Here is a 26,952-nt window from a genome sequence, read left to right on the forward strand (position 1 = left end):
TGTCACCGGGCGGCGGGCCCCCTCAGCGGGTGCCGCCGGGCTTCCAGAGGATCTCGTCGCCACCTGCGGCCACCCGGCAGAGGATGAACATCAGGTCGCTCAGCCGGTTGAGATACTTCGCGGTCAGCGGATTGACGTCGTCGTGGGCCTCCAGCGCCGACCAGACGGTCCGCTCGGCCCGCCGGACCACGGTCCTGGCGACGTGCAGCCAGGACACGGCCGGGGTGCCGCCGGGCAGGATGAAGCTGCGCAGCGGCTTGAGGCGCTCGTTGAACTCGTCACAGCGCGCCTCAAGCCATTCGATGTAGGAGGGCTCGACCCGCAGCGGCGGGAACTCGGGGTTCTCCGTGATCGGGGTGCAGAGGTCGGCCCCGACGTCGAACAGCTCGTTCTGGATCCGGGTGAGAACGGCGGTGACGTCCGCCTCCAGGGAACCCGTGGCCAGTGCCACGCCGATCGCCGCGTTGGCCTCCTCGACGTCCGCGTAGGCGGCCAGGCGCGGGTCGGTCTTGCGGGTACGGCTCATGTCGCCGAGCGCGGTCGTGCCGTCGTCCCCGGTACGGGTGTAGATCTTGGAGAGCACCACCGGGTTGTCTCTGTCAGCTCGCGTCATGCCGTCCAGCTTATCGGGGGGCGAAAATTGCCCCCGATTCACCCGATAGTCGACAATATGATTTGTTAATGGTTTCTGGTTTCTACCTGCGATTCCCACACCTCTCCCACGAGACACTGACGTTCGTCGCGGACGACGACGTCTGGGTGGCTCCGGCGGATGGCGGCCGGGCGTGGCGCCTCTCCGCCGACCGGGCTCCCGCGAGCCATCCCCGTCTCTCACCTGACGGCACCAAGGTCGCCTGGACCAGCGTTCGCGACGGCGCCCCCGAGATCTACCTGGCGGATCTGGACTCCGGATCCGCCGAGCGGCTGACCTACTGGGGGAACGCGCGGACCCGCGCGCGCGGCTGGACACCGGAGGGAGAGGTCCTCGCGATCAGCGCGACCGGCCAGCCGTTCCTCTGGCAGACCTGGGCCTACGCGCTTGGCGACGGAGTCGAGCGGCTGCCGTACGGTCCGGTCAACGACCTCTCGGTCACGGAAGACGCGGTGGCACTTCTCACCGCGGCGCTCGCCCGCGATCCGGCGACCTGGAAACGCTACCGGGGCGGTACGGCGGGCCGGCTGTGGGTGCGGCGGGGAGAGGGTGACTTCACCCGGATCCTGACCGATCTGAACAGCCAGCTGGCCGATCCGATGCTCGTCGGGGGACGGCTCGCCTTCCTCTCCGACCACGAGGGCGTCGGCAACCTCTACTCCTGCGAGCTGGACGGCACCGGCCTGCGCCGCCACACCGACCACGAGGCCTTCTACGCCAGGCACGCCACCACCGACGGGAGGCGGATCGTCTACCAGAACGCCGGTGACCTCTACCTCCTGGACGATCTTGACGCCGAGGCCCGCAAACTCGACGTCACGCTCGGCTCCCCGCTGCGGGGGCGGCAGCCCTACCAGGTCAACGCGGGCAGGCGGCTGCACGACCTGGCCGTGGACGCCACCGGGCGGGCCAGCGTGGTGGAGGTCGCCGGGACGGTGCACTGGGTGACCCATCGGGACGGCCCGGCACGGCAGCTCAGCACCGGCCTGTCGGCGGGGCGGCCCCGCCTTCTCGGCGACGACCGGGTGGTGTGGGTCTTTGACGACGGCGAGACCCAGGGACTGGAGATCGTCCCCGCAGGGGGCGGAGAGAGCCGCAGGATCGCCGCGGGCAAGCTGGGCGAGGTCGCGGACCTGGCCGTCGCACCCGACGGGAACACGATCGCGGTGAGCGCCAGGGACGGGCGGCTGCTCCTGGTGGACGTGGCCTCCGGCGAAGTGGTGGAGCTGGCGAGGGCCGCCGGTGAGATCCAGAGCCTCGCCTGGTCGCCGGACTCCGGCTGGCTGGCCTGGTCACACCCGGACAGCGAGCATCTGCGCAGGATCAGGCTGGCCAGGGTGGCCGACCGGGTGGTGACCGATGTCACCGATGGCAGGTTCGCGGACATCTCGCCCGCGTTCGCCGGGGACCACCTGGCGTTCCTGTCGCGGCGTGGCTTCGACCCGATCTATGACGCGCACTCCTTCGACATGTCCTTCCCGCTCGGCTACCGGCCCTATCTGGTGCCGCTGGCCGCCTCCACCCCGTCCCCGTTCGCGCCCAGCTCCGCGGGGCGGCCCGTCGCCGACTCCGGTGACGACGACAAGCGGGACGAGGCCGCGATCACCGTGGACCTGGACGGCATCTCCGCCAGGGTCGTGCGGGTGCCGGTCCCCGAGGGACGGTATTCGAACCTGCGGGCGGTCAAGGGCGGGTTCGTCTGGCTGCGCGAGCCGCTGGCGGGGGAACTCGGCGAGGACCGGGACGAGGTGGGGAGTGAGGCGCCCCGGGCGGCGCTGGACCGTTACGACCTGGACAAGCGCAAGTGGGAGGAGGTGGTCGACAAGCTCGACTGGTACCGGGTGAGCGGTGACGGCACGCAGCTCGTCGTCAGTGACAAGGGCACGCTCACGGTCCGGCCGGCCAGTGGCAAGCCGGGTGCCAAGAACGGCGACGAGACGACCGTCGACCTGTCCAGGATCCGGATCACCGGAGATCCTCAGGCCCTGCGCCGGCACGCCTACGCCCAGGCGGGCCGCCGGATGCGCGCCGACTTCTGGGTCGAGGACATGGCCGACGTCGAATGGGAGGCCGTGCTGGAGGAGTACCGGCCGCTGGTGGACCGTGTCGCCACCGCCGACGACTTCGCCGACCTGCTCTGGGAGGTCGTGGGGGAGCTGGGCAGCTCGCACGCCTATGTCGACGGGGCGGCCTGGGGTTACCCGGCCTCGGAGCCGGTCGGCCTGCTCGGTGCCGATCTCTCCAGGGGGGCCGACGGCCGCTGGCAGGTGGACACGGTGTTGCCCGCCGAGTCCTCCGACGTGCACGCCCGCTCGCCGCTGGCCGGGCCCGGGGCGGCGGTCCTGGAGGGAGAGACGCTGCTCGCGGTCGACGGCCGCCCGGTGCCACCGGAGGGTCCCGCCCGGCTGCTGGTCGGCGCCGCGGACAAGCCGGTCGAGCTGACCCTGGGCGGTGGCCGGAGGGTGGTCGTCACGCCGCTCGGCGACGACAGGCGCCTGCGTTACCAGCACTGGGTGGCCGGGCGCCGGGCGCGGGTCAGGGAGCTCGGCGGCGGCCGCCTCGGCTACCTGCACATCCCGGACATGGTCGCCGAGGGCTGGGCGCAGTTCCACCGCGACCTGCGCAGGGAGATGACCTTCGAGGGGCTGGTGGTGGACGTACGGGGCAATCGAGGTGGCCACACCTCCGAGCTGGTCATCGAGAGGCTGATCCGCCGGGTCATCGGCTGGGACCTGCCCAGGGGCATGACGCCGATCACCTATCCCGAGGACGCGCCGCGCGGCCCGCTGGTCGCGATCGCCAACCAGAACGCCGGATCCGACGGCGACATCGTCACCGCGGCCTTCAAGATCTACAAGCTCGGGCCGGTGGTGGGCACCCGCACCTGGGGTGGCGTCATCGGCATCGAGGGCAGCCACCGGCTGGTCGACGGGTCGCACATCACCGTGCCCAGGTACTCCTTCTGGTTCGAGGGGCTCGGCTGGGGGGTGGAGAACTACGGCGTCGATCCGGACGTCGAGATCGACATCAGCCCTGACGACTGGGCGGCGGGCAGGGATCCGCAGATCGAGGAGGCGGTACGGCTCGCGCTGGCCGCGCTGGACGAGCGCCCGGCGGCGACCCCGCCCGACGCCTCCACCCGGCCGTCCCGTCGCCGCCCCGCGCTGCCGCCCCGCCCGTAGTTGACATTTGTCATCTAAAAGATCTTAAAGATCATATTTTTCCGGTGATATTGGCGACTACCTGCTCAAACGCGGGAAGACGACGATTGTCGCCATGACAACACCACAGGTGACGGATCCGCCCGGCGCCGCGACCGCCGGCCTCGACAACGTGATCGAGGTCGGCGGGCTCCGGCAGGCGTACGGCGACTTCGAGGCGGTGCGCGGCGTCTCCTTCAGCGTTCCGAGGGGCGAGCTGTTCGCCCTGCTCGGCACGAACGGCGCGGGCAAGACCACCACCGTGGAGGTCCTGGAGGGGTTCAGAGCCGCGACCGGCGGTACCGTCCGAGTGCTTGGACTCGACCCGGTCGGCCAGCGCCGCCAACTGCGGCCCCGGGTGGGGATCATGCTGCAGGAGGGAGGGTTCATCGGTGACCTCACGGTTGCCGAGACCGTCGGCCTGTGGAAGGGGCTGAGCGAGGACGCGGGCCGGCCGGTCACCCTCTCCGGCACCACAGAGCCGCCGGCGGGCTCCGGCCTGCTGGGGCGCTTTCGGGGCGTGGACCGGCAGACCATGGGCGCGCTGGAGTTGGCCGGGCTGGAGAGGAAGGCCAGGACGAAGGTCCGGCAGCTCTCCGGCGGCCAGCGGCGCAGGCTCGACCTCGCGCTGGCGGTGATCTCCCGGCCGGAGGTGCTCTTCCTGGACGAGCCGACCACCGGGATGGACCCCGAGGCGCGCCGCGCCACCTGGGAGGTGATCGAGGACCTGCGGGTGGGGGGCACCACGGTGCTGCTCACCACCCACTATCTGGAGGAGGCCGAGCGTCTCGCCGACAGGCTGGCCATCATGCACGAGGGCCTGATCCACCTGCACGGCACCGTCGAGGAGGTGGTGGCCGGGGCCGGTGACCGGGTCTCTTTCCGCCTTCCCGGCATCGCCTGGAACTTCGACGATCTCCCTCGGCTGGACGGCGCGGCCCCCGTGCTCACCTACGGCGGCGCCACGGAGGTCGCCTACACCCTGACCGTCGGGCGGCCGGAGACCCGCGCGCACGAGGCGGTCCGGCACCTCCTGGCCTGGGCCGACGTACGGGGCGAGAGCCTGGAACGGCTGGCCGTACGGCGCGGAACCCTGGAAGACGCCTTCATGCGAGTCGCCGGAGAGGTCAAGTAGTCATGAGGATCGACGTTCTGCACGCGGTACGGCTCGCCAGGCTCGACCTGACCCTGATAGGCAGGAACACCACGGTCCTGTTCAACGTACTGTTGCTGCCGTTCCTGATGGCCTGGGCGTTCACCCAGACCGTCGGTGACGCGGAGATCGACGGTGTGGCCGGAAGGCTGTTCGTGCTGACCGGGGTGCCGGGGTTGATGCTGGCCTTCGCGGTCTTCGTCAACCTGGTGAACTCCTTCACCGCCCGGCGTGAGGAACTGGTGCTCAAAAGGCTGCGCGCCGGCCAGCCGTCCGGTCTGGCGATCCTCGGTGGCAGTGCTCTCGGGGCGCTGGTGCTCTATCTCGGCCAGGTGCTGCTGCTGGCCATCTGGATCCAGCGGTCCGAGGGCGTCACGGTGGCCAACGTGCCGCTGCTCGTGACCGCCGTGGTCCTGGGGGTCCTGCTGTTCGGCCTGCTGGGCGCCGCCTTCTCGGGGATCACGCCCAACGCCGAGGTCGCCCAGGTCACGGTGCTTCCGGTGCTCCTGATCGTGCTCGTCGGCGCCCCGATCGCCTTTCCCTCCGACGCGCTGCCCGGCACGCTGGGCACCGTCTCCGCCCTGCTCCCGGCGACCCCGGTCGTGGAGATCGTACGCACCGCCTTCCTGGGCGGGGACCACGTCTCCGGCGGTGGGGAGGCGTTGAGCACGGCTGGGCAGTGGGCGGCCGCACTGCCCTCACTGGCGATGCTGCTGGCCTGGATCGCGGTGGCGGGGCTGCTGGCCCGGTGGCTGTTCCGCTGGGAGCCCCGGCGCGGATAGCGTTGATTACGAAATGTCATCCGAAATTAGCAGGAAAGGGATGAGGCGTCTCGGACGCCTCATCCCCTTCGCGCTTCCCCGGGGGAGGAAGCGGTCACACCTCCAGCGGCTCCGCCGGATGACCGTTCTCTCCCTGAGCATGGGTATCGTCATGGCCTGGGCCGGTCCCCTGGGCGCGCTGGCGAAGGTGGACGGGCGGCTCCCGCTCACCCCACTGCTTGTCGGGGTGCTTGGCCTGGTGGTTTTCACAGTCCTCTCCCTGAGGATCCTTCAGGCGGCGGTCGCGGGGAGCACCGCCGGAGGCGCGATCCTCACCTCGGCCATGGTCGCGGTGGTCCTCATGCTGACCCAGGACGGCCATCTCTGGTCCTGGGGGCTGCTCGCCCCGGCATGGGCGTCGGGTGCCGCGCTGCTGCTGAACAGGTCCGCCACGATCGCCGCCTGCGTCGCCGCGGCCGTCGTCGGCCCGCTTCTCACGTCACCGGTCGCCGATCTCGCCAACGTGTTCGCGCCGCCGTACGCGGACGATCCCCGCCCCCTCCTCATCATCTACCTCGTGGTGAGTGTGGTGGCGCCGTGGACGAACCGGTTCCAGCTCTGGTTCTGGCAGGTGGTCAGGGCCGCCGAGGAGGGCAGGGAGGCGCAGGCCAGGTTGGCCGTCACCGAGGAGCGGCTCCGTTTCTCCCGCGACCTGCACGACCTGGTCGGGCACAGCCTCACCGCGATCGCGGTCAAGAGCGAGGTGGCCGTCAAGCTGTCGAGAGTGGACATCGGGCGTTCCACCGGGGAGATGGAGGAGGTGAGGACCTTGGCGCGGCAGGCGCTCAAGGAGATTCGCGCGGCGGTGCGCGGCTACCGGACCGTCGATCTCGCCGCCGAGCTGCGCGGGATGATCGCGGTGCTGGAGGCGGGCGGTGTCCGCTGCACGCTGAAGGAGCCGGGTGATCAGGTGCCTGAGGAGGCGGCCACGCTGCTGGCCTGGGTGGTGCGCGAGGGCACCACCAACGTGCTGCGGCACAGCTTCGCCACCAGGTGCCGGATCGCGATCACGATCCAGGAGGGGAACGCCGTGCTGGAGATGACCAACGACGGGGTGGCCGAGATGGACGGCGTCGGCGGCACCGGTCTCATCGGGCTGTCGGAGCGGGTAACCGCCACCGGAGGATCCGTCACGGTAGGCCCGGGGGGCCCGGGGGAGTTCAGGCTGCGGGCGACGGTTCCGCTGGAGGAAGCACGATGATCCGGGTACTGCTGGCCGATGACGAGCACCTGGTCAGAGGGGCGATCGCCACCCTGCTGGGCCTGGAGCCGGACATCGAGGTGGTGGCCGAGGTGGCCAGGGGGGACCTGGTGGCCGAGGCCGTGAGGGAACACCGGCCCGACGTGATCGTGCTGGACATCGAGATGCCGGGGATGGACGGGCTGAGCGTCGCCGAGACGTTGCCGGGCCACGCGGTGCTGGTGCTGACCAGCTTCGGCAGGCCCGGCTACCTGCGGCGGGCGCTCGCCGCCGGGGTGCGTGGCTTCATCCCCAAGGACACCCCCGCCGATGAGCTGGCGAAGGCGATCCGCAAGGTCTGGTCGGGCGGGCGCTACCTCGACCCGGAGATGGCCGCCTCGGCGATGATGGCCGGTGAGAGTCCTCTCACCGAGCGCGAGCGCGGCTCCCTGGAGCTGGCCGCGCGGGGAGCCTCGGTCGCCGAGATCGCCGCCTCGCTCCACCTCACCCAGGGCACCGTGCGCAACTACCTGTCCAGTGCCATCACCAAGCTGGGGGCGAGCAACCGGATCACCGCCATCCGGGCGGCTCAACAAAAAGGTTGGCTTTGAACCGCGTTTTATCCGTTGATTCGGGCAAGAGGTTCCTGTGTTGGTAAGAAGGGGGAATTCTGACGCGGAGGAAGTTCGCGCCTTCTTACACGCTGTGGCAGCATATGAATGCGGTGCGTGATCGACTGGCTGCGGTGACGCACCGCCGTTGTGCCTGGTCACGTCTCTTTTGTGGCCAGGTGTGAGGAGGAGGCATGCGCGTCCCTGGTAACCCCCAGGCCCAGGTGGTCAGCGTCGGGGCCCGTCTCGACGTGGGAACCGTCACCGGAGTGCGCCCGCGGCTGCACGAGGCGGTCGACTCCGGGCGCGGCGACCTGATCGTAGATCTTTCCGGGCTGGAAATGATCGACGCCACCGGGCTGGGGGTGTTGGTGGGCACGCATCGCCGCGCTGTGGGCGCGGAACGCCGCCTCATTCTCAGGAGGGTGCCGCCGAGGATCATGCGGGTGCTGGCGGTGACCCGGCTCAACCGGGTCCTGACCGTCGAGCACCCCATGGCCGCGGTGGCCTGATCCGGTCGCCCGCCGGAATTCGGGACACCGGCGGCACCGGAACATATCGGAGGACGGGCCGGCTGAGGCCCGTCCTCGTCTCCGCCTCGTCGAGGTCGTACCGAGGTGACCGGGTCACCCGGTGAAAGACCGGTAGAAGATGTGAACGGCAGTGCTGATCATGCTCTCGGTCGAGGGCGGGTCGTCGGCCAGCACCCACTCGATGAGCAGCTCCTGGATCGCTCCGATCATGCCCAGCGCGAGCAGGTGCCGGTTGGCCTTGACCGCCTCCGGCAGATCCGCGACGTTCAGCTCGATCATGTCGGTGAAGGCCGTGACGGCCAGCTGCCGTGAGGTGACGAGGCAGTCACCTGCTCTGCGCACCTCCAGATGCATGATCCTGGCACGGCGCCTGTCTTCGGTGACGAAATTGATGTATCCGGAGATTCCCGCCTCGACCCGGGCGGCCAGGGTGTCAGGGGCCTGCTCTATGGACTTCGCCACCGACTGCAGCGTCTCGTGCACGCATCGGTCGTGCACGGCCCGCATCAACTCGTTGCGTCCGGAGAAGCATTCGTAGAAGGCGCGGTTGGAGATGCGTGCCGCGGCGCACAGCCTCTCAATCGTGGTTTCGGGGAATCCTGGATCGGAGTAGAGGTTGTACGCCGCGGAGATCAGACGTTCCCGGCGTTCTGCCAGTCGCTCCTCCGCTGACATTCCCCGATATGACCGTCCGTTCATGTCAAGTACCTGAACGTCGATATGGGGTTGACAAATAATCGCTTTATCACTTCCACCTCATGGCTCTGGCCCCCAGAATCAACCATTATGGGTGCAAGATCCTTTTTGTGGAAGGGGCATTGTGTTATTACCTGCGTCGTCCATGCAAGAAGGTAACAAGTCTGACTAGCCGGTCAAGTTCCTTCTGGCTACGGGTGAACGAGGTGATGTTCATCCCGGGCAGCGCGAAGCGCCGGCGGGAGACGGCCTTGGGGCGGGCGAACTCCCGCAGCCCGTCCGCGCCGTGAATACGGCCGAATCCGGAGTCTCCGACCCCGCCGAACGGCAGCGCGGGGATGGACGCGAAGGAGATGATCGAATTGATGGCGGTCATCCCGCCGCGCATCCGGCGAGCGAGCTCCAGAGCCCGCCGGGTGTTTCCCGAGAAAACGGTCCCGGCCAGGCCGTACGCGGTGGCATTGGTCTTCTCCAGCGCCTCCTCCACATCGGCGACCCGCTTCACCGTCACCGTCGGGCCGAACGTCTCCTCGCGGACCGCGGGGGAGTCCTCGGGCACGTCCTCGACGATCACCGGGTCGACGAAGGGCGCCCGGACCGAGCCGGTCCCGCCCAGCACGGCCCTGCCGCCCGCGACCGCGTCGTCGATATGCCGCCGGATGATGTCCAGCTGGGCGGGCATGGTGATCGGGCCGTAGTCGCGCCCGGCCTTCACCTGACCGGCCCGATCGGTGAGTTCCTTCATGAAGGCGTCGTAGACCGCGTCCACCACGTAGATCCGCTCCACCCCGACGCAGGTCTGGCCCGCGTTGGACAGCGCGCCCCACAGCGCCGCGTCCGCGGCGGCGGGCAGGTCGGCGTCGGCGTCCACGATCAGCGCGTCCTTGCCGCCGCACTCGGCGACCAGCGGCGTCAGGTTCGTCGCGCACGCGGCCATCACCCGCTTGGCGGTGGCGGTCGAGCCGGTGAAGGCGATCTTCGCCACCCCGGGGTCCCCCGCCAGGGCCGCGCCGGTCTCGCCCAGCCCGGTGACGGTCTGGAAGACCCGGTGCTCCGGCACCGCCTCGGCGAACAGCGCGGCCAGTAGCACGCCCACGCCCGGGGTCAGCTCGCTGGGCTTGAACACCACGGCGTTCCCCGCGGCCAGCGCGTAGGCGATCGATCCCATCGGGGTGAACACCGGGTAGTTCCACGGCCCGATCACCCCGACCACCCCCAGCGGCAGGTACTCCAGGGTGGCCGCGATGTTGGCGCCGACCAGTCCGGGGGAGACCCGTCGCATCCCGAGCACCCTGTGCGCGTTCCTGGCGGCCCAGTCGAGGTGGGTGATGGCCAGGACGACCTCCAGGGTGGCGTCGGCCTCCGGCTTGCCCGTCTCCTCATGGACCAGGCGGGCGATCCTGGTCAGGCCACGCGCGAGGATCGCCTTGTAGTCGAGCAGCCGACGCCGACGCTCGGCCCGGTCCAGCCCGGCCCACCACGCGGCGGCGATCCCGGCCTCCGCCACGGCGGCGCGCACCGCCGCGGCGTCCTGGATCGAGTGGGTGCCGACGACGGCGCCGGTGGCCGGGTCGAGGGAGTCGAAGGTGCGCTGTCCGGTCGCCGTGGTCAAGGTCGTCTCCTCTGTGCCGTGACGGATGCCCTGGAAGGCGAAACGCCGCTCGGGGAAGGTCGGCGCCCGCCGGAAAGGCGAGATGCGCGGCGCCCGCCGCCCCGGCAGCGGGCGGTACGGGCACGTTCCGCTCACGATAGACCGGAAGTCGTTGCACAGTAAACCATTACTTACAAGCTGGGCTGTCCACCTGCCGGGGCGTCCGCCGCCCGGTTCCACCGGTCGTCGACGTTCTTCCGCTGTTGTCGGATCTGTAGAAGAGGTACCGTACGGACCTGCTCGCCTGCTGGCAGATCTTGGCGTTCTTCCGGGTGGAGGAGGCGGTTGCCGGGATGAAAGTGAGTCCGGTCAACGTGACCATGGCCACAAGTGCGACGGCGGCCTTTTCTCAGTTGTTCATGCGCTTCTCTTCTGCTGATGCGGCATGGTGGGGACGGACTGCCTGTTCTCGGTGCCGGAAATCGCGTCTCTGGATGAGGTCTGGGCGCAATACCGTTTGAGGGCAGGCTGAAATGAGGCCGAAGGCGGGATTTCCGGTGGCGGGCCGGGTCTGGCGGTGGTGGGAAACTCCGCCGGGTCCATACCCCTGACAAAGGTCTGCGCGGTGTTCAAAACTGCCCCTGACTTATCGGCCCGCCGACCGGATCCTCGGGCACAGCCGATCCGGATGTTCTGATCGGTGACTCTGATTCCTCCTGCGGACAGGCGACCGACCCGTCCGGGGTTCGCGCCCGTACCCGGAACCGCTCGCCCTCGTCCGCCACGTTCTCCACGACCGGCGGCGATAACCCGGAGAACACCACCCCCGCGAGCTCGTTGACAGCGCGCGCGGCTCACAGTGACGCGGAGGGACGTTCCGTCACCGCCGAATCTGCGACAGAGCCGAAAACCGTACAGCCCCGAACCGCTCAGGGGTAGCTCACGTAGAGGACCTTCCACCCGCCGCTCTCCACGCAGTGCAGCGATGGCCTGGTGCCTTCCGGGCGCTTGCCGTCGGTGCACGCCTTGACTTCGAGCCGGTGGACATTCGGGTAGGAGAACTCGAAGGTCAGCGCGGTCTTGCCCTTGCAGTTCCGGTAGTACTTCATGGTGGGCAGCAGGTTTCCGTCGGCGGTGCGATAGGTGATGCGGAAGAGCCCGAAGGCGCAGCGGAAGTCGCCCGTGGCGTGGTTGGTGACATTGCCTTTCACGTGGGCGGTACCGACCGGCTGGAAGAGGTCGGGGTGGATGCCGGTTATCTCGTAGGTGCCCTTCGTCGAGGCCTCGAACTTGCCCGTGGCGGGATCGTAGTCGTATCTGAGGAACGAGCCGGATTCCGGCCAGTCGGCCGCCGTGGCCGGACGCCGCGCGTCCGCGTGGGCGGTGACAGGCGCGGGTGCGGTGATGGCCGCGGCCATGACGAGCCTGGCAAGGAGGGGGGTGCCGATCACGGTAGGTCCTCTTTCTGTGACGTGGGGATGCGTCGGTGGCCGGCCCCGGCGGCGCTGCCGGAGCCCTGGAGCCGGGCGGCCGAGGGCTCGCCGGAGGGTTCGCCCTTCGTTCTGTCGGCCACGTTGGCGACGCCGCGCAGCACGCCGTCCTCGACGAACTCGATCGCCACCTCGGGGCCGAGCAGGCGCCGGTACCACTCCAGGCTCTTGTGCACGCTCGAGACGGGCAGCTTGACGTGGTGGAACCCGCCCGGGACGGTCATGAATCATCTTCTCTTGTAGTGCTACTCTAAAGTGACGCTCTAAAGTGATACTCTAAATCGATGGAAGACGTCAAGAGCCCCAAGCGGCGCTCGGCACAGACCAGAAGCCGTATCGTGAACGCCGCGCAAGGGCTGTTTGTGGTGCGCGGCTATGCCGGGACGACCTTCCAGCAGATCGCCGACGCGGCCGAGGTGTCGGTGCAGACGGTCTACTTCCACTACGGAACCAAGAGCCAGTTGCTCAAGCACGTGGTCGATGTCGCCTCTGTCGGAGACGACGAACCCGTGCCGCTGCTGAAACGGCCCTGGTTCGCCGCCTTGCAGGCGGCGCAGGACCCGATGGCGGTGGTGCGGGGATGGGTGCACCAGAGCGGCGTCATCCTCGACCGGGTCGCCCTCGTCCTAGCGGTGGTTCGCGACGCGGCGGCCGGCGACCCCGACATGGCCGCCCAATGGGCCGCCAACAGCGAGCAGCGGCACACCGCTCACGGGGAGGTCGTCGCCATCCTGGCCCGCCTGCAGGCCCTGCGGCCCGGCCTGACCGAGGGGCAAGCCACCGACATCACGGTCGGGCTGCTGTCGCCGGATCTGTTTCTGGTGATGACCCGCGAATGCGGGTGGAGCACGGCACGGTGGCAGGACTGGAGTGCCGACCAGCTGTGTCACGGGCTGCTGTCACCCTGACGGCCGGGGTGCGCGACGTGCCGCACCGGACTCGCTCAGCGCACTGGACGGCCTGACCGCTGTGCTGGCGCCGCGCCGCCTCTTCTGCGGAGCCATTCGAAGAAGACGTCATCGACGACCCGCACGACGTGAGACCTTCCGCCGCCACCTGCGGTGCGGGCATGGCTCGCCCGTAAGTCCTGCTAGAACAGCGTGTCGTTGCGCTCGATGCCGCGTAGTTCGTCGTAGTCGAGGGTGACGCAGCGGATTCCGCGATCCTCGGCCAGCGTCTTGGCCTGCGGGGCGATGCTCTGGGCGGCCAGGATGCCGGTCACCGGGGCGAGCAGGGGGTCGCGGTTCATCAACTCCAGGTAGCGGGTGAGCTGCTCCACGGCGTCGATGCCGGCGCGGCGCTTGAGCTCCACGGCCACGGAGGCGCCCGTGTGGTCGCGGCAGAGGATGTCCACCGGGCCGATGGCCGTCATGTACTCGCGGCGGACGAGCGTCCAGCCCGCGCCCAGTGTGGTGATGTGCTCGGCCAGCAACTCCTGCAGGTGGGCCTCGACCCCGTCCTTGATGAGCCCCGGGTCCACGCCCAGCTCGTGGCTGGTGTCGTGGATGATCTCCTCCATGGTGAGGACGAGCTTCTCACCGGTCTTGCCGTGGGTCACCGTCCAGGTGCCCTCCTCCTCGCGGAGCTTGCACGGCGGGTTCATCCAGTTCAGCGGCTTGAAGGCCCGGTCGTCGGCATGGATGGAGACGCTGCTGTCGGCCTTGATGAGGATGAGCCGAGGCGCCATCGGAAGATGGGCGGTGAGCTTCCCGACGTAATCCACGCTGCACCGCGCGATGACCAGACGCATTACCGAAGCCTATCGGCCCGGCGGCGCCCCGATCCCCGAGATCCGGCCACGGCGGCGGCTCCACCGCACCGCCCGCGTCCGTACGCGTGAGCCGCGCCCCGGCTCACGCGTACGGCTTGGCGAGCACGGTCAGCGGACCACCTCGGAGAGTTTGACGCGGGCGCCCGTGCGCAGCACCGCGCGCTGGTAGATGCGCGCGCCGAGCAGGAGCGTGCCCACCGTGGCCAGGAGCATCAGGGCCGAGCCCGTCGCGATCTCCCAGGCGAGCACCTCGCCCCCGGCCATCCGGACCGGCATGACCATCGAGGAGAACGGCGGCACCATCGACAGGATCCTGGCCACCGCGCTGCTGGGCTGGACCGCCGCGAAGTAGGCCACCAGGTAGGTGATCGTCATGAGCATCGTCATCGGCGTCAGCACACTGTTCGCGTCCTCCTGCCTGGACACCAGCGACCCGAGCGCCGCCGCCAGCGCGGCGAAGAACGCGTAACCGAGGATGAACCAGAACAGGGTGCTGATCACGATGCCCGTCATGCCCGGGGGCAGCTCGGCCACGAAGCCGGTCGCCATCGCCGCGCCGAGACCGGCCACGATGATCACGACGAGATTGGCCAGCGCGAGGGTGCCCAGCCCCAGGATCTTGCCGCCGAGTAGCTGCCATGGGCGGATCGAGGTCAGCAGGATCTCCACGATCCGGCTGCCCTTCTCCTCGATCACTCCCATGGCGACGTACATGGAGGAGTAGATGAGCAGGAAGAACAGGACCATGACCAGCAGGGACGCGATGCCCACCCGCACGCTCGCGTAGCGGGCGTCGGCGCCGACCGAGACCTGCTCCAGGGGGGCGACCTGCATCGCCTGGGCGACCTTGGCCGCGTCCAGGCCCGCGTCGGCCAGCTGACTCTGGGTCTGGACGGTCTGGTGCGCGTTCTCCAGCAGCAGGCCCAGCTCGCGGTCGACCTCGCCGTCGGCGAGCACCCTGCGGCCGTCCACCACCGCGGCGTCCACGTCGCCGGCGTTGACCGCGTCGCTCGCGGCGGCCTCGTCGGGGAACTCCCTGACGGCGATCGTCACGTCCTTGGCCGTGCCGGTCAGCACCGGCTGCAGCGCCTGCGACTGCGGTCCGACGAGGCCCACGGTGTAGGAGTCGGGCCCCGAGAAGAGCTTGGGCAGGAACGCGAGCGCGCCGACCAGCACGGCGCTCACCACCAGCCCGATGACGAACGCCTTTGTACGGCCGCGCGTGATGATCTCCCGCCGCGCGACCAGCAGCAGCCCGCTCACGCGACCGCCTCCCTGAAGATCTCGGTGAGTGTGGGCCGCTGCCAGCCGAAGTGCTCGACCTTTCCGGCCTTGACCGCGAGGCGCAGGATGTCCTGGCCGTCGCCGTCCACGTCCGCGACGAGGACCTCGTCGCCCTTCTCGACGACCTCTCCCGGCAGGGACGCGGCCCAGCCGGGGGAGGCGTCCCTGACGACCACCCTGAGCCGGCCGCGTCCCTCCCGGTCGCGCAGGTCGTCGACGGTGCCGCTGGCCACCATGCGGCCGGCGGAGATGATGCCGACCGAGTGGCAGAGCCGCTCGACGAGGTCCAGCTGGTGGCTGGAGAAGAGCACGGGCACGCCCGCCTCGCACCGTGCGACGAGCACCCCGGCCAGCGCGTCGACGGCGAGCGGGTCGAGCCCGGAGAAGGGCTCGTCCAGCACGAGCACCTCGGGGGTGTGCACCAGCGCCACCGCGAGCTGCACGCGCTGCTGGTTGCCCAGGGAGAGCGCGTCCACCGTGTCGGTCGCGCGTTCGGTGAGCGAGAGCTGTTCGAGCAGGTCGCCGGTGGCCTTCTTCGCCCCGCTCGCGGTCAGGCCGCTGAGCCTGCCGAAGTACTCGATCTGATCGGTGACCCGCATCTTCTGGTAGAGGCCACGCTCTTCGGGCATGTAACCGAACCGGCGCCGGTCTTCGAACGTCAGGGGCCGGCCGTCGCGGAGCACCGAGCCCGAGTCGGCGGTCAGCACGCCCATCAGGATGCGCATCGTGGTGGTCTTGCCCGCGCCGTTGGCTCCGACGAAGCCGAACATCTCGCCGGGTTTCACGGAGAACGTCACCCCGCTCAGAGCGGTCTTGTCGCCGTATCGTTTGTGTAGATCGTTTATCTCGATCATGGGGGGGATCCCTCGGTAAGGCGTCTCAGCACGGAGACGTAGTCGTGGAACGCCCGGCGGCCCTCGTCGGTGAGGGCCAGCCAGGTGCGTGGGCGTTTACCCACGAAGGCCTTCTCCACGCGCACGTAGCCGGCCTCTTCCAGGGTGATGACATGCTTGGAGAGCAGGGAGTCGCTGACCTCGATGGTGTCGCGGAGGAAGCGGAACTCGGCCCTGTCGGTGGCCGCCAGAGCGGCCATGATCGACAGTCGGACGGGCGCGTGGATGACGTCGTCAAGGTCGTGCCGGGGGTGCGAGCCCGTACCACCTCCGGCTCCGCCCGTGCCGCTCACCGCTCCGCCCGTAGCACGCGCCACGCCGCGTAGAAGGGCGGGACGCTCGCGCAGACCGTCAGTGTGACCAGCGTCGCGATCCAGCCGGGACCCGGGTCGTCGGGGCGGAAGAACATCCCGAACACGAACACGGTCAGGAAGGCGACGAGGTAGGTGACCGTCACCGGCCCGGTGGACTTGTTGGCCCAGGTGACCTCGCGGTCCTGGATTCCCATACGGCCGAGGTACCAGGTGAACACGACGGTCAGTGCCACCCATGCCACCCCGACCACGGCCCGGGACCAGCCGGGGCCGAGATACATGATCGGCCAGTACGCGATCGTGGCCAGGCCGAGGATCGCGTAGAGCAGGCCGACGACGCGTGCCGGTCGCCGGGTGCGCCGGTCGACCTCGCCGATCTGCCGCAGTGCCTCCTCCGGTGTCAGGTCGTCTCCCATGCCCCCTCCAGTCTTCATGTACTCAAATACTAATTACTACTCAACTCCCATTCAAGTACTTTCTTTCAGCTCCCGGGATGTCCGACCGGCTTTTGGGTAGCCGATCCCTCTCTGGGAGACTGTTGCGGTTCAAGGAACGGGCGGTTTGTCGCGCGGCGCGGGATCCGCGGACAGGGTGGGGAGAACGATGGCGGGCAGTTTCGAGACGGTCGGCGTGGTCGGCCTCGGCACGATGGGCGCCGGGATCGCCGAGTGCTTCGCCCGGGCCGGCATCGCCGTGATCGGCGTGGAGGCCGGCCCTGAGGCGTTGGCGCGAGGCCGGGGCCATCTGGAGGACTCCACGGGCCGCGCGGTCGTCAAGGGCAGGCTGAGCGAGGCCGAGAGGTCGGAGATCCTCGGCCGGGTGACCCTCACCACCTCGCTGGAGGATCTCGCGGACGCCGACCTGGTGATCGAGGCCGTTCCGGAGGTCATGGATTTCAAGCGGGCGCTCTTCACCGACCTGGATCGGATCTGCAAGCCGTCCGCGGTGCTCGCCACCAACACCTCCTCGCTCTCGGTCACCGAGATCGCGGCCACCACCGGCCGCCCCGGCCGGGTGATCGGCATGCACTTCTTCAACCCGGCCCCGGTCATGAGACTGGTCGAGGTGATCCACACGCTGATCACCGACGACGGCCTGGCCGGCGAGGTCGCCGACCTCGCGCGCCGGCTCGGCAAGACCTCGGTGACCGTCGGCGACCGCGCCGGGTTCGTGGTCAACCGGCTGCTACTGCCCTACCTCAACCACGCCGCGGTCCTGCTGGAGAACGGCGTGGCCACCCGCGACGGCATCGACACCGCGATGAGGCTCGGTGCCGGGCTGCCGATGGGCCCCTTCGCCCTGCTCGACCTGATCGGCCTGGACACCTCGTACGAGGTGCTGAGCGTGCTCTTCAGGGAGAGCCACGACCGCCGTCACGCCGCCGCGCCGATCCTGCGCGAGCGGGTCGCGGCCGGACTGCTCGGCCGCAAGTCGGGTGGCGGCTTCCACCGGGCCGCCGAACCGGAACCGACGGCGGACGAGCCCTCGACCGGCCTGGTCGCGGTGCTGGGCGAGGGGGGTGACGCCTTCGCCGCCAGGCTCTCCGCCGCGGGCTTCAAGATCGTGCCCGTGCAGGACGCGGAGCTGGTCGTCGCGCTGTCCAGCGTTCCCGTCGTCGAGCTGGCCCCCGGGCTCCCGCACCCCGAGCGCCTGGTCGGCCTGCACCTGGTGGGCGACCAGGTCGCCGAGGTCGCCTCCACCGCGCTCACCCGGCCCGAGGTCGCGCGGGCCGTGGAGGGGCTGGTCCGGCTCATCGGCCTGGTCCCGGTGCCGTGCCGGGACAGGGCCGAGTTCGTGGTCGACGCGCTCCTGTACCCGTACCTCAACGACGCCGTCCGGATGTACGACTCCGGCTATGCGACCCGCGACGACATCGACAACGCGATGCGGCTCGGCTGCGGTTACCAGGCGGGACCGTTCGAGATGCTCGACGAGTTGGGCCTGGAGACCGTCCGCGACGGCCTGCGCGCCCTGTACGCGGAGTACCGCGAACCGTTCCTCGCGCCCGCGCCGCTGCTGGAGCAGCTCGTCGCGGCGGGGGTCCGGAGCTTCCGAGACCTGCCGTGAGCCCCCGCAGGGCCCGTCGGGCCGACCCGTTCGACCGCGGTGGCAACCGGGGTGCGGCCCGCCCCCTCGGCGGCTCCGTGCCCGGTGTCGACCAGACGGAGGAGTGGCCCGACGGAGACTGGCAGGTGCGCCGGGTCACCGGCGGCGCGGCGGACAAGGTCTACCGCTGCCCCGGCTGCGACCAGGAGATCAGGCCGGGCCTGCCGCACCTGGTCAGCTGGCCCGCCTGGCAGGGCGGCGAGGAGGAGCGCAGGCACTGGCACACCGCGTGCTGGCGCAACCGGGTCAGGCGCGGTCCTGGCAGAAGCAGATACTGACCGGCGTGGATCGCCGGTCGTGGTGAGGAGAGACATGGAGATCCGGGCCTCTACGGTGCTGCCCGCGCGCAGGGAGCCGATCGAGCTGCACACCGGTGACGGGCTGACACTTGTCGGTGAGCTGGCCCTTCCCGCGGAACGGCCTCCGGTGGCCACGCTGGTCTGCCTGCACCCGCTGCCCACCCACGGCGGCATGATGGACAGCCACGTCTACAAGAAGGCGGCGAACCGGCTGCCCGCCCTCGCCGACCTGGCGGTGCTGCGGTTCAACACGCGCGGCACCACCTCCGAGCGGGGAACGTCCCAGGGGGCCTTCGGTAAGGGTGAGGACGAGCGCCTGGACGTCGCCGCGGCCCTGGAGTACGCCGACTTCCACGACCTGCCCCGGGTCTGGCTGCTCGGCTGGTCCTTCGGTACCGAACTGGCGCTCAAGTGGGGCCGCGACCCGCTGGTGGAGGGGGCGATCCTCCTCTCCCCGCCGCTGCACAGGGCTACCGACGCCGACCTCGACGGGTGGGCGGAGTTCGGGCGGCCGCTGACCGCGCTGGTTCCGGAGTTCGACGACTACCTCCGTCCCGAGCAGGCCCGCGAGCGCTTCGCCAGGGTGCCCCAGGCCGAGGTCGTCGGGGTGGACGACGCCAAGCACCTGTGGGTCGGCGAGCCGTACGTGCGGATCGTCCTCAACGAGATCGTCCTGCGGGTCAATCCGGCCGCCCACCCCCTCCCCACCGAGGTCGCCGACTCGTAGGTACCCTGTCCGGTTCGGGCCCGTCCCGGAATCCTCGTCGCCGTATCGCCTGCCGGGTCCCATTCGTTGACCGCGGAGTTACCACAACGTCATAAACGGTTGTGGAACCGGGGGTGCCAGACGGGGGCTCCGGGAATACGGTGGACGGCGTGCGGCTGTACACGCGATCGGCTGGAGAGGGGCTTCCGGTCGTCCTCCTTCACGCGTTCCCCCTGTCATCGGCCATGTGGCTGGCCCAGCGTGAGGGCCTGGCCGAGGTCTGCAAGGTCATCACCCCCGATCTGCGTGGTTTCGGCGGCTCGGTGCTGGGCGGGGACGTTCCCTCCCTCGACGTGATGGCCGACGATGTCGTGCGCCTGCTGGACAGCGAGGGCGTCGACCGCGCGGTCGTCGGCGGCCTGTCCATGGGCGGCTACGTGACGATGGCCCTGTGCCGCCGCCACCCCGACCGGCTGCTGGGGGTGATCCTCGCCGACACGAAGGCGGGTGCCGACCCGGAGGCCGCGAGATCCAACCGCGAGCGGATCGCCGCTGCGGTGCTCCAGGAGGGCACCTCCGTCCTGCTGAAGGAGTTGCTGCCGGGGCTGGTCGGGCAGACCACGGTGCGGAGCAGGGCGATGGTGTTCGGCCGGGTGCGCGGGCTGGTCCAGTCGGCTCCGCCGACGGCCGCGGCCTGGGCGCAACGGGCCATGGCCGACCGTCCCGACTCCTTTGACACGCTGCGGGCGATCAAGGCGCCGGTCCTGGTGATCGTGGGTGAGGAGGACGAGATCACCCCGCCCGCGGAAGCGGGCGCGATGGTCGAGGCGGTGCCCGACGGGCGGCTGGCCGTCATCGAGAAGGCCGGCCATCTCAGCGCGATCGAGCAGCCCGAGGCGTTCAACCGGGCGGTGTCGGACTTCATCGCCGAGCTTGCCGGGGGATCATCACCTCGCGGATGAGCAGGGCGATCGCCGCGGTCAATCGAGATCGACCGGCGCCGTCGCAGTGCCTCGACGACCGGGTCGAGCCCCACGGCGCCGAGAGAGCCTGGTGACCGTGAAGGTCACCAGGCTCTCTCGTCAGCCGTCGTCAACGCCCCGGAGTCAGCGGCCGCCTATTCCTGCCACCACTCCGCGTCGTCGTCCTTCTCCGCCCTGGCGGGAGTCGGAACCGGCTTCTCGGCACCGTTGGTGGCGGCGGGGATGGCCGGCTTCGGCGGGGCCGCGGCGATCGCGGGCTCCGGGTCGGCGGCCGGGAGCGGCGCGCCACCGAGCAGCTGGCGCAGCTGCGCGAGGTGGCTGGTGATGCTGTCGCGCTGGCGGGTCAGCTCGTCGACCTGGCGCTGGGCGACAGAGCGGCTCCGCTCGGACTCCGCCTTGGCCTCGGAGACGATGGACTCGGCGCTCGACTTGGCCTCGGACACGACCTGGTCGGCGTTCTTGCGCGCGTTGGCCAGCAGCTGCTTGGCGTGCGTGTCGGCCTCGCGGCGGGTCTGCTCGGCCTGCTGGGTGGCCTTGGTGGCGCGCTGCTCGGCGGTGGCCGCACGCTGCTCGGCCTCGGCGACCAGCTTCTGGGTGGCGGCCTGCGCGGTGGCGTGGCGCTCGGCCTCCTGGCGCTCGGCCTCCTCGCGCCGGGCGGCGAGCTGGATCTCGAACTCCGCCTCGTCCTGGGCCCGCTTGGCCTCGGACTCCTCAAGCACCCGCTGGGCCTGGGCGCGCATCTCGTCGGCCTGGCGCTTGGCGGTGGTGAGGACCTCGTCACGCTCGCGCTTGGTCGAGGCGCGCAGCTGGGCCACCTCGCGCTCGGTGGTGGTGCGCAGCTTGGCGATCTCGCGCTCGGCGTCGGCGCGCTTCTCGGCCACCTCGTGGTCGGCGGTGGCCCGCAGCTTGGAGACCTCGCGCTCGGTGGTGGCGGTCAGCTCGTCGGCCTCGCGGCGGGCGGTCGAGCGGATCTCCTCGGCCTCGCGCTCCGCGGTGGTGCGCATCTCGTCGACCTCGCGGGTGGCGAGGGCGCGCTTCTCCGCGGCCTCGTTCTCCGCGGCGGCACGCAGGTCGGCGGCCTCGACCTTGGAGGCCGCCTTGATCTCGTTCGCCTCGGACCTGGCTGCCTGGACCAGCTCGGTCGCCTGTTCCTCAGCCAGGCGGAGCAGTTGCTCGATCCGGGCGCCGAGGCCGGAGTAGGTCGGGCGCTCCTGCTCCTGAAGTTGGCGCTGGGAGTCGGACAGATCCCGTTGCAGGCTCTGAACCTGCTCCCGGGACTGCCGAAGCTCACCGTCGATTTGCTTCAGATGGTCGTGGACCTGGTGCCGGTCATAGCCCCGGAGCACCACGTCGAATTCCCGAGCGGGGGCGTCTTCAAAGAAGTTGTTGAGCTGGGCGTCGATGTCGGACTGCATGGAGGCTCGATCCTGGGTTGTCGAGACGGCTACACGGGCCGGACGGGGGTTTCAGGCATCCGAAGCGGGAGCCGGGGCGGGATCCACGTCCGGTGGTACGCCAGCGTACTCCGCCGTTGCCGAGTTGGCGGTCTCGTCCGACTTTATGCGCGACTTGTTACGTATCGGCGTTTCTTGCATTCGACGTGGTCTCAGCTTGCCTTTCCGGAGCCTGTACGAGTTCGGTAAGCATTCCCCCCACGTCTTTGGGGTGAAGAAAGGCGATGGACGAACCCATGGAGCCGTGGCGCGGCCGTTCGTCGAGCAGCCGGACGCCCCTGCCGCCGATCGTGTCCAGAGCACGCACGACGTCCGGAACACCGAAGGCGACATGATGAACGCCTTCCCCGCGCTTCGCGAGAAATTTACCGACCGGCGTGTCGGAACCGAGCGGTTCGAGGAGCTGGATATACGATCCACCGCCCTCCCCGTCGGCGATGTGCAGCATCGCCTCCTTCACCCCCTGCTCGGTGTTCACCTCGCGGGCCACCACCGTGAGCTCGAAGGTCTGCTCGAAAAAAGCGATCTTCTCCTCAAGATCGTGGCAGGCGATTCCCACGTGGTCGATGCGCATGAACATAGAGCCATCCTCCTTCAAGGTCACCGATGTGCCCATGGGTATGGTGGCAAAGTCGCTCCAAGCCCTGTCAGGGAGGCCCCCTGTTATGTCCGTTTCCGTCATCGTCTCCGGGGCTCGAACCCCCATCGGCCGACTGCTCGGCTCGCTGTCCGGCCTGTCGGCCGTCGAACTCGGCGGCATCGCGATCAAAGCCGCGCTGGAGCGTTCCGGCGTCGCTCCAGAGGCGGTGCAGTACGTGATCATGGGGCAGGTGCTCCAGGCGGGTGTGGGGCAGATGCCCTCCCGCCAGGCCGCCGTCAAGGCGGGCATCCCGATGTCCGTGCCGTCCCTGACGATCAACAAGGTCTGCCTCTCCGGCCTGGACTCCATCGCCCTGGCCGACCAGCTCATCCGGGCAGGTGAGTTCGACATCGTGGTCGCGGGCGGCATGGAGTCCATGTCGAACGCCCCGCACCTGCTGCCCGGCCTGCGCAAGGGCGTGAAGTACGGTGCCGCCGGCATCATCGACTCGATGGCCTTCGACGGCCTCACCGACGTCTACGACCAGGTGGCCATGGGCGAGTCCACCGAGCGGCACAACGCGCGCTTCGGGCTGACCCGCGAGGAGCAGGACGAGTTCTCCGCCCGCTCCCACACGCTCGCCGCCGCCGCGATCAAGAACGGGACCTTCGACGACGAGATCGTGCCGGTGGCGATCCCGCAGCGCAAGGGCGAGCCGACGGTCTTCTCCGCCGACGAGGGCGTGCGCGGTGACACCACAGTCGAGGTCCTGTCGCGACTGCGACCGGCGTTCACCAAGGACGGCACGATCACCGCCGGGTCCGCCTCGCAGATCTCCGACGGCGCCTGCGCCGTCGTCGTGATGTCCAAGGCCAAGGCCGAGGAGCTCGGTCTTGAGTGGCTGGCCGAGATCGGCGCCCACGGCAACGTCGCCGGGCCCGACAACTCGCTCCAGTCCCAGCCGGCCAACGCGATCAAGCACGCCCTCGGCAAGCAGGGACTCGTCGCCGGTGACCTCGACCTGGTGGAGATCAACGAGGCCTTCGCCCAGGTGGTCCTCCAGTCGGTCAAGGAGCTCGACGTCCCCCTCGACAAGGTCAACGTCAACGGCGGCGGCATCGCGGTCGGCCACCCGATCGGCGCCTCCGGCGCCCGCATCGTCCTCGCCCTCGCCTACGAGCTCAAGCGCAGGGGCGGCGGCCTCGGCGCGGCCGGCCTCTGCGGCGGTGGCGGGCAGGGTGACGCTCTGATCATCCGCGTTCCCTCGGCATGACCCTGGAGGTCTCCGACCTGGTCGCGCTGGCCAGGGAGGGCCGACCCCGGGCCGTGGCCCGGTTGATCTCCATGGTCGAGAACGGTTCCCCCGGACTCAGGGAGATCGCCGCGCTGCTCTGCGCCGACCGGCCACACCAGGCCCGGATCATCGGCCTGACCGGCCCGCCCGGTGTCGGCAAGTCGACCTCCACGGGGATGCTGGTCCACGCGTTCCGCAGGCGTGGCGTGAGGGTCGGCGTGCTCGCCGTCGACCCTTCCTCGCCGTTCACCGGCGGGGCGCTGCTGGGCGACCGGGTCCGGATGCAGGACCACGCCACCGATCCGGACGTGTTCATCAGGTCGATGGCGAGCAGGGGCCACCTGGGCGGGCTGTCCTGGGCCACGCCCCAGGCGCTGCGCGTCCTGGAGGCGGCCGGCTGCGAGGTCATCCTCGTCGAGACCGTCGGTGTCGGCCAGGCGGAGGTCGACATCGCCTCGCTGGCCGACACCACGGTCGTGCTGCTCGCCCCGGGGATGGGCGACGGCGTCCAGGTGGCCAAGGCGGGCATCCTGGAGATCGCCGACGTGTTCGTGGTGAACAAGGCCGACCGAGAGGGCACCCAGGCCGCGATCCGCGAGCTCCGCAACATGATCGCCCTGGTCGACCGGCCCTGGAGACCGCCGATCGTGCCGACCGTGGCCCTGCGGGGGGAGGGCGCAGAGGAGGTGGTCGCGGCCCTCGACGGCCACCTGGCCTACCTGGAGGGGTCGGGCGAACTCGTCCGCCGCCGCCAGGCCAGGGCCCGGGACGAGATCGAGGCGATCGCCCTCACCACCCTGCGCTCCCGCTTCGCCGACCTGCACGGAGACCGGCGCCTCGACGCCCTCGCCACCCGCGTTCTGGACGCGGAACTCGACCCCTACACCGCGGCTGACGAGCTTCTGACGGCGGTGGGACCCCCCGGCACCTAGCGGCGCCCGCGAACCCTCACCGCGCTTCCATGGTTTCCAAGGTGTCCCAAGGGGGCGGGCGAGGTCGTCTCCGCGGCGGCGCGCCGCCGAACCCGGTGAGCGTGGGCGGGGCCCCGCACCGGCCGGAGCGCCGAGGGCCGGGACAGGGGCGTCAGGTCTCGTCGGCGAACTTGACGATGACCTTCTCGAAGCCGAGCCCCTTCAGCATGCCCTCAAGCATGATCTTGGTGTTCTGGTCGGCGCGGTTGCGCAGATCGCTGGCCAGAGCGGCTTCGGCGATCTTCTTCTCGGCCAGCACGTAGAGCTCCTGCTGGTCTGAGGGGGAGGAGGACAGGAAGTCCTCGACCCGGTCCAGCAGACCGCGCTGCTGGGCGTAGACATAGGAGCGCTTGTTGTCGAGATTCGGCTTCTCCAACTGGGCGCGGGGCAGCCTGACCGTGACCTCGGTGCGGTCGGGGGAGACCGTCAGCCCGCCGTTGCCGATGCCGCCGAAGTCGACGTAGGCGTCGACGCCACCGGCACCGACGAAGAGCGTCCGGCTGCCCTTGATCGCGTCGGGCAGGAAGGCGGCGTCCTTCTCCAGGTCGACCACGACCTGGAAGTTGCCGGTGGCGGCCTCGAAACGGCTGAGGTTGTGAATGGACTCCAGCAGCACGGGCTGGCTGCGGTCGATCGTGGCCTCGCCGAACGGGTTCAGCCACGACCAGGTCAGGCGAGCACCCACGACGAGAAGAACCATGACGACGAGCAGCCCGGCGAGGAAACGCCAGCGGCGCCTGCGAGGCGCCGCCTGGGGGGTCTCGGGCGGAGCTTCTTGGGAGGCTTTCACGAAGCTCTCCTTCCCCGGGGGGCGACCTTCTCACGCCGAGCCTATGCCGATCTTGTCAGCCCTGTGGCGACGGCGGCGTGCCGCCTTCGGCGAAGGGGGCACGCCACGGGGCGCCCGGGACGCCCGTCCCGGGCGGCGGCGGCCCGCCGGGTGCCTGGTGGACGGGTCCTGACCTGGGCTCGGGCCCGGTCGAGGTGCCTCCCGCACCCTGCCCCGGCTGGCCGTACTGTCCTGTCTGGGCGGTCTGCCCGGACTGGCCACCAAAGTGAGTGCTTTGTAACCGGCAGCCGGTGAAGTCCGCGTAGTAGAGCCGGAGCCAGTCGCGCCGCTGGACGTCCGTGAGCCCCGAGAACCACGCCGCCGCGTACCGGTGCTCCGCGAGCGGCCCGCCGGGAAGCGGCTCACCCCGCAGCCACGCGGCCACGATGTCGCGGTAGCCCGCCGCGGGAGTGGCGTCACACCGCGCGGCCAGGCCGTCGACGAACTCGTCGGCCGCCTTCTCGGCGAACCCCGTGGCCAGATCGTCCACGTGGATCGCGATCACGCCCGCGGAGAGGGCGGAACCGTCACGCCTGGGGTGCTGCTCCACCCGGGAGAACTCCCCGGGTGTCCCGGCCAGCCGGGAGGCGATCTTGATGAACTCCGAGCCCAGTTCGGGTAGTCCGGCGCGCATCCCCGGGTGCACGCAGACCATGATCGGCCACTCCTGGCAGCTGTAGACGATCTGCTGGGCCGAGACCGGCTGCTCCTCGGTGAACAGGCGGGCCATGCCGGTCCCCGCCGCCAGCACCGCGATCAGCGCGGCGGCCAGCACCAGGGCCTGGCGCGTCACGACCGCGGCCCAGCCGAGCAGGAGCGCCGCGCTGATCCCCACCAGCCAGAGCGTCTGGTCGGTGAACGCCGCCGAGTTCAGCCCCTGGAACGGGTCGTACGGCTCCCGCGTGGCGGGGGCGAGCCGGTCGGCCCAGGTCGGCCCGTGACACAGCCAGGTGAACAGGCTGTAGCAACCGAGTCCGGCCAGGACCGGCGTGATCGTCCACGGCATCAGCCAGCCGGTGACCCAGCCGATGACGACGTACAGCGCCAGCCCGGCCACGCCCATCACCAGGCCGCTGGGCAGCAGTCGCCCGGCCTGCTCGGTGATCATGGTTCTGACCGCCAGGACCATGACGGTGGCGGTGAACGCGCCACCCGTCACCACCAGGATCGCCAGCGGCGCCCGCACCGCCTGCCACGGGGTCATCGATCGGCCCCCCGTCCCGCGCCGCCTGCGCACCGCCACCCACGCGGCGAACGCGGCCGCCACCGGGCCGGTCAACCGGAGCGAGCCGATCACCGCGACGATGATGTTCTCCCACGCGCTGACACCGGGAACCAGGACGCTCCACGCCGCGACCACCCCGAGCACGAGCAGGATGGCGACCGCCATCAACCCGCTCTGCTGGAGTTCCTCGCGTGAAACGCCCCTGTGCTCACGCACCGGTGGGCGTGGTGAGAACCCACGCCGAGCCGGTGTAGCCGAAGTGCGTCCGGCGTTCGAACGCCGTCAAGTTGTCGTTCATCAAGCACCCCCCGTGCCG

The 26,952-nt window shown here is 70.0% G+C and carries 27 protein-coding genes; 13 read left to right on the forward strand and 14 right to left on the reverse strand.

The genetic code is table 11. The features are described from left to right. Positions 1-22: 22 nt before the first annotated feature. Positions 23-613 (reverse strand): cob(I)yrinic acid a,c-diamide adenosyltransferase, encoded by a 591-nt coding sequence (locus ABT061_RS31245; RefSeq protein WP_350924704.1) that lies wholly within the window; start codon positions 611-613, stop codon positions 23-25. A gap of 68 nt (positions 614-681) precedes the next feature. Between ABT061_RS31245 and ABT061_RS31250 the strand changes: the two genes are divergently transcribed. The 6 genes from ABT061_RS31250 (at position 682) to ABT061_RS31275 (ending at position 8,129) form a co-directional block, all read left to right on the forward strand. Continuing rightward, on the forward strand, positions 682-3,834 hold the full coding sequence (locus tag ABT061_RS31250) for a S41 family peptidase (RefSeq protein ID WP_350924706.1): 3,153 nt from the start codon (positions 682-684) through the stop codon (positions 3,832-3,834). A gap of 94 nt (positions 3,835-3,928) precedes the next feature. Continuing rightward, positions 3,929-4,987, forward strand: a complete 1,059-nt coding sequence (locus ABT061_RS31255; protein ID WP_350924708.1) for an ABC transporter ATP-binding protein — start codon at positions 3,929-3,931, stop codon at positions 4,985-4,987. 2 nt (positions 4,988-4,989) lie between these two features. Beyond that, positions 4,990-5,787, forward strand: coding sequence for an ABC transporter permease (locus ABT061_RS31260; RefSeq protein ID WP_350924710.1), 798 nt, complete (start codon positions 4,990-4,992; stop codon positions 5,785-5,787). A 118-nt stretch (positions 5,788-5,905) separates the two neighbouring features. Then, positions 5,906-7,027: a sensor histidine kinase gene (locus ABT061_RS31265; protein ID WP_350924713.1), complete on the forward strand. Its 1,122-nt coding sequence runs from the start codon at positions 5,906-5,908 to the stop codon at positions 7,025-7,027. Then, the gene (locus ABT061_RS31270) at positions 7,024-7,617 is read left to right on the forward strand and encodes a response regulator (protein WP_350924715.1); all 594 of its coding nucleotides are present in this window, start codon (positions 7,024-7,026) and stop codon (positions 7,615-7,617) included. The genes ABT061_RS31265 and ABT061_RS31270 overlap by 4 nt, the downstream gene beginning before the upstream one ends. A gap of 194 nt (positions 7,618-7,811) precedes the next feature. Beyond that, positions 7,812-8,129 (forward strand): STAS domain-containing protein, encoded by a 318-nt coding sequence (locus ABT061_RS31275; protein WP_350924717.1) that lies wholly within the window; start codon positions 7,812-7,814, stop codon positions 8,127-8,129. A gap of 114 nt (positions 8,130-8,243) precedes the next feature. On the opposite strand, the gene ABT061_RS31280 is transcribed toward ABT061_RS31275, so the two are convergent. The 4 genes from ABT061_RS31280 to ABT061_RS31295 form a co-directional block, all read right to left on the reverse strand. Then, positions 8,244-8,825: a TetR/AcrR family transcriptional regulator gene (locus ABT061_RS31280; protein ID WP_350924719.1), complete on the reverse strand. Its 582-nt coding sequence runs from the start codon at positions 8,823-8,825 to the stop codon at positions 8,244-8,246. Between the two features lie 151 nt (positions 8,826-8,976). Continuing rightward, entirely contained in the window at positions 8,977-10,458 is a 1,482-nt protein-coding gene (locus ABT061_RS31285) for an aldehyde dehydrogenase family protein (RefSeq protein WP_350924721.1), read from the reverse strand. A 908-nt stretch (positions 10,459-11,366) separates the two neighbouring features. After that, positions 11,367-11,888: a hypothetical protein gene (locus ABT061_RS31290; protein WP_350924723.1), complete on the reverse strand. Its 522-nt coding sequence runs from the start codon at positions 11,886-11,888 to the stop codon at positions 11,367-11,369. Continuing rightward, positions 11,885-12,151: a VOC family protein gene (locus tag ABT061_RS31295; protein WP_350924725.1), complete on the reverse strand. Its 267-nt coding sequence runs from the start codon at positions 12,149-12,151 to the stop codon at positions 11,885-11,887. Before ABT061_RS31295 ends, ABT061_RS31290 begins: the two co-directional genes overlap by 4 nt. 60 nt (positions 12,152-12,211) lie before the next feature. Here ABT061_RS31295 and ABT061_RS31300 point away from each other — a divergent pair, with 60 nt between their 5' ends. Further along, complete coding sequence (locus ABT061_RS31300) at positions 12,212-12,835, forward strand: TetR/AcrR family transcriptional regulator (protein WP_343975602.1); 624 nt, start codon at positions 12,212-12,214, stop codon at positions 12,833-12,835. A gap of 182 nt (positions 12,836-13,017) precedes the next feature. Here the strand turns inward: ABT061_RS31300 and nucS are convergent, their stop codons facing one another. The 5 genes from nucS to ABT061_RS31325 all read right to left on the reverse strand — a co-directional run bounded on the left by nucS (position 13,018) and on the right by ABT061_RS31325 (position 16,623). Continuing rightward, positions 13,018-13,677 carry an endonuclease NucS gene (gene nucS, locus ABT061_RS31305; RefSeq protein WP_350924727.1) on the reverse strand — a complete coding sequence of 220 codons (660 nt, stop codon included), beginning with the start codon at positions 13,675-13,677 and terminating at the stop codon, positions 13,018-13,020. A 129-nt stretch (positions 13,678-13,806) separates the two neighbouring features. Beyond that, on the reverse strand, positions 13,807-14,961 hold the full coding sequence (locus ABT061_RS31310) for an ABC transporter permease (RefSeq protein WP_350924730.1): 1,155 nt from the start codon (positions 14,959-14,961) through the stop codon (positions 13,807-13,809). Beyond that, entirely contained in the window at positions 14,958-15,836 is an 879-nt protein-coding gene (locus ABT061_RS31315; RefSeq protein ID WP_350924732.1) for an ABC transporter ATP-binding protein, read from the reverse strand. Before ABT061_RS31315 ends, ABT061_RS31310 begins: the two co-directional genes overlap by 4 nt. Continuing rightward, positions 15,833-16,168, reverse strand: a complete 336-nt coding sequence (locus ABT061_RS31320; protein ID WP_350924734.1) for a winged helix-turn-helix domain-containing protein — start codon at positions 16,166-16,168, stop codon at positions 15,833-15,835. Before ABT061_RS31320 ends, ABT061_RS31315 begins: the two co-directional genes overlap by 4 nt. After that, a complete protein-coding gene (locus tag ABT061_RS31325; protein WP_350924736.1) occupies positions 16,165-16,623 on the reverse strand; it encodes a hypothetical protein in 459 nt (152 codons plus the stop codon). The genes ABT061_RS31320 and ABT061_RS31325 overlap by 4 nt, the downstream gene beginning before the upstream one ends. Positions 16,624-16,792: 169 nt before the next feature. On the opposite strand from ABT061_RS31325, the gene ABT061_RS31330 reads away from it, so the two are divergent. From ABT061_RS31330 to ABT061_RS31345, 4 genes are all read left to right on the forward strand, one after another. Next, complete coding sequence (locus tag ABT061_RS31330) at positions 16,793-18,256, forward strand: 3-hydroxyacyl-CoA dehydrogenase family protein (RefSeq protein WP_350924738.1); 1,464 nt, start codon at positions 16,793-16,795, stop codon at positions 18,254-18,256. Beyond that, positions 18,253-18,573, forward strand: a complete 321-nt coding sequence (locus ABT061_RS31335) for an Rv1322 family protein (RefSeq protein ID WP_350924741.1) — start codon at positions 18,253-18,255, stop codon at positions 18,571-18,573. Before ABT061_RS31330 ends, ABT061_RS31335 begins: the two co-directional genes overlap by 4 nt. 34 nt (positions 18,574-18,607) lie before the next feature. Beyond that, positions 18,608-19,321 (forward strand): alpha/beta hydrolase, encoded by a 714-nt coding sequence (locus ABT061_RS31340; RefSeq protein WP_350924743.1) that lies wholly within the window; start codon positions 18,608-18,610, stop codon positions 19,319-19,321. 149 nt (positions 19,322-19,470) lie between these two features. After that, entirely contained in the window at positions 19,471-20,262 is a 792-nt protein-coding gene (locus ABT061_RS31345) for an alpha/beta fold hydrolase (RefSeq protein ID WP_350924745.1), read from the forward strand. 155 nt (positions 20,263-20,417) lie between these two features. On the opposite strand, the gene ABT061_RS31350 is transcribed toward ABT061_RS31345, so the two are convergent. Next, positions 20,418-21,698, reverse strand: coding sequence for a DivIVA domain-containing protein (locus ABT061_RS31350; protein ID WP_350924747.1), 1,281 nt, complete (start codon positions 21,696-21,698; stop codon positions 20,418-20,420). 157 nt (positions 21,699-21,855) lie between these two features. Further along, positions 21,856-22,317: a methylmalonyl-CoA epimerase gene (mce, locus tag ABT061_RS31355; RefSeq protein ID WP_350924749.1), complete on the reverse strand. Its 462-nt coding sequence runs from the start codon at positions 22,315-22,317 to the stop codon at positions 21,856-21,858. 85 nt (positions 22,318-22,402) lie between these two features. Between mce and ABT061_RS31360 the strand changes: the two genes are divergently transcribed. Continuing rightward, complete coding sequence (locus ABT061_RS31360; protein ID WP_350924752.1) at positions 22,403-23,590, forward strand: acetyl-CoA C-acetyltransferase; 1,188 nt, start codon at positions 22,403-22,405, stop codon at positions 23,588-23,590. 2 nt (positions 23,591-23,592) lie between these two features. Further along, complete coding sequence (gene meaB / locus ABT061_RS31365) at positions 23,593-24,543, forward strand: methylmalonyl Co-A mutase-associated GTPase MeaB (RefSeq protein ID WP_502991516.1); 951 nt, start codon at positions 23,593-23,595, stop codon at positions 24,541-24,543. Positions 24,544-24,694: 151 nt separating this feature from the next. Here meaB and ABT061_RS31370 read toward each other — a convergent pair whose 3' ends face one another. Both ABT061_RS31370 and ABT061_RS31375 read right to left on the reverse strand, forming a co-directional pair. Further along, positions 24,695-25,372, reverse strand: coding sequence for a DUF4230 domain-containing protein (locus tag ABT061_RS31370; RefSeq protein ID WP_350924757.1), 678 nt, complete (start codon positions 25,370-25,372; stop codon positions 24,695-24,697). A gap of 55 nt (positions 25,373-25,427) precedes the next feature. Next, a complete protein-coding gene (locus tag ABT061_RS31375; protein WP_350924759.1) occupies positions 25,428-26,852 on the reverse strand; it encodes a hypothetical protein in 1,425 nt (474 codons plus the stop codon). Positions 26,853-26,952 lie beyond the last annotated feature (100 nt).

This window comes from Streptosporangium sp. NPDC002544 (assembly GCF_040295965.1).
Classification (GTDB): Bacteria; Actinomycetota; Actinomycetes; order Streptosporangiales; family Streptosporangiaceae; genus Streptosporangium.

Coding starts and splice junctions, on each gene's coding strand:
- ABT061_RS31245 (WP_350924704.1), bottom strand. CDS start 613: ATGACGCGAGCTGACAGAGACAACCCGGTGGTGCTCTCCAAGATCTAC.
- ABT061_RS31250 (WP_350924706.1), top strand. CDS start 682: ATGGTTTCTGGTTTCTACCTGCGATTCCCACACCTCTCCCACGAGACA.
- ABT061_RS31255 (WP_350924708.1), top strand. CDS start 3,929: ATGACAACACCACAGGTGACGGATCCGCCCGGCGCCGCGACCGCCGGC.
- ABT061_RS31260 (WP_350924710.1), top strand. CDS start 4,990: ATGAGGATCGACGTTCTGCACGCGGTACGGCTCGCCAGGCTCGACCTG.
- ABT061_RS31265 (WP_350924713.1), top strand. CDS start 5,906: ATGACCGTTCTCTCCCTGAGCATGGGTATCGTCATGGCCTGGGCCGGT.
- ABT061_RS31270 (WP_350924715.1), top strand. CDS start 7,024: ATGATCCGGGTACTGCTGGCCGATGACGAGCACCTGGTCAGAGGGGCG.
- ABT061_RS31275 (WP_350924717.1), top strand. CDS start 7,812: ATGCGCGTCCCTGGTAACCCCCAGGCCCAGGTGGTCAGCGTCGGGGCC.
- ABT061_RS31280 (WP_350924719.1), bottom strand. CDS start 8,825: ATGTCAGCGGAGGAGCGACTGGCAGAACGCCGGGAACGTCTGATCTCC.
- ABT061_RS31295 (WP_350924725.1), bottom strand. CDS start 12,151: ATGACCGTCCCGGGCGGGTTCCACCACGTCAAGCTGCCCGTCTCGAGC.
- ABT061_RS31300 (WP_343975602.1), top strand. CDS start 12,212: ATGGAAGACGTCAAGAGCCCCAAGCGGCGCTCGGCACAGACCAGAAGC.
- nucS (WP_350924727.1), bottom strand. CDS start 13,677: ATGCGTCTGGTCATCGCGCGGTGCAGCGTGGATTACGTCGGGAAGCTC.
- ABT061_RS31315 (WP_350924732.1), bottom strand. CDS start 15,836: ATGATCGAGATAAACGATCTACACAAACGATACGGCGACAAGACCGCT.
- ABT061_RS31325 (WP_350924736.1), bottom strand. CDS start 16,623: ATGAAGACTGGAGGGGGCATGGGAGACGACCTGACACCGGAGGAGGCA.
- ABT061_RS31330 (WP_350924738.1), top strand. CDS start 16,793: ATGGCGGGCAGTTTCGAGACGGTCGGCGTGGTCGGCCTCGGCACGATG.
- ABT061_RS31340 (WP_350924743.1), top strand. CDS start 18,608: ATGGAGATCCGGGCCTCTACGGTGCTGCCCGCGCGCAGGGAGCCGATC.
- ABT061_RS31350 (WP_350924747.1), bottom strand. CDS start 21,698: ATGCAGTCCGACATCGACGCCCAGCTCAACAACTTCTTTGAAGACGCC.
- mce (WP_350924749.1), bottom strand. CDS start 22,317: ATGTTCATGCGCATCGACCACGTGGGAATCGCCTGCCACGATCTTGAG.
- ABT061_RS31360 (WP_350924752.1), top strand. CDS start 22,403: ATGTCCGTTTCCGTCATCGTCTCCGGGGCTCGAACCCCCATCGGCCGA.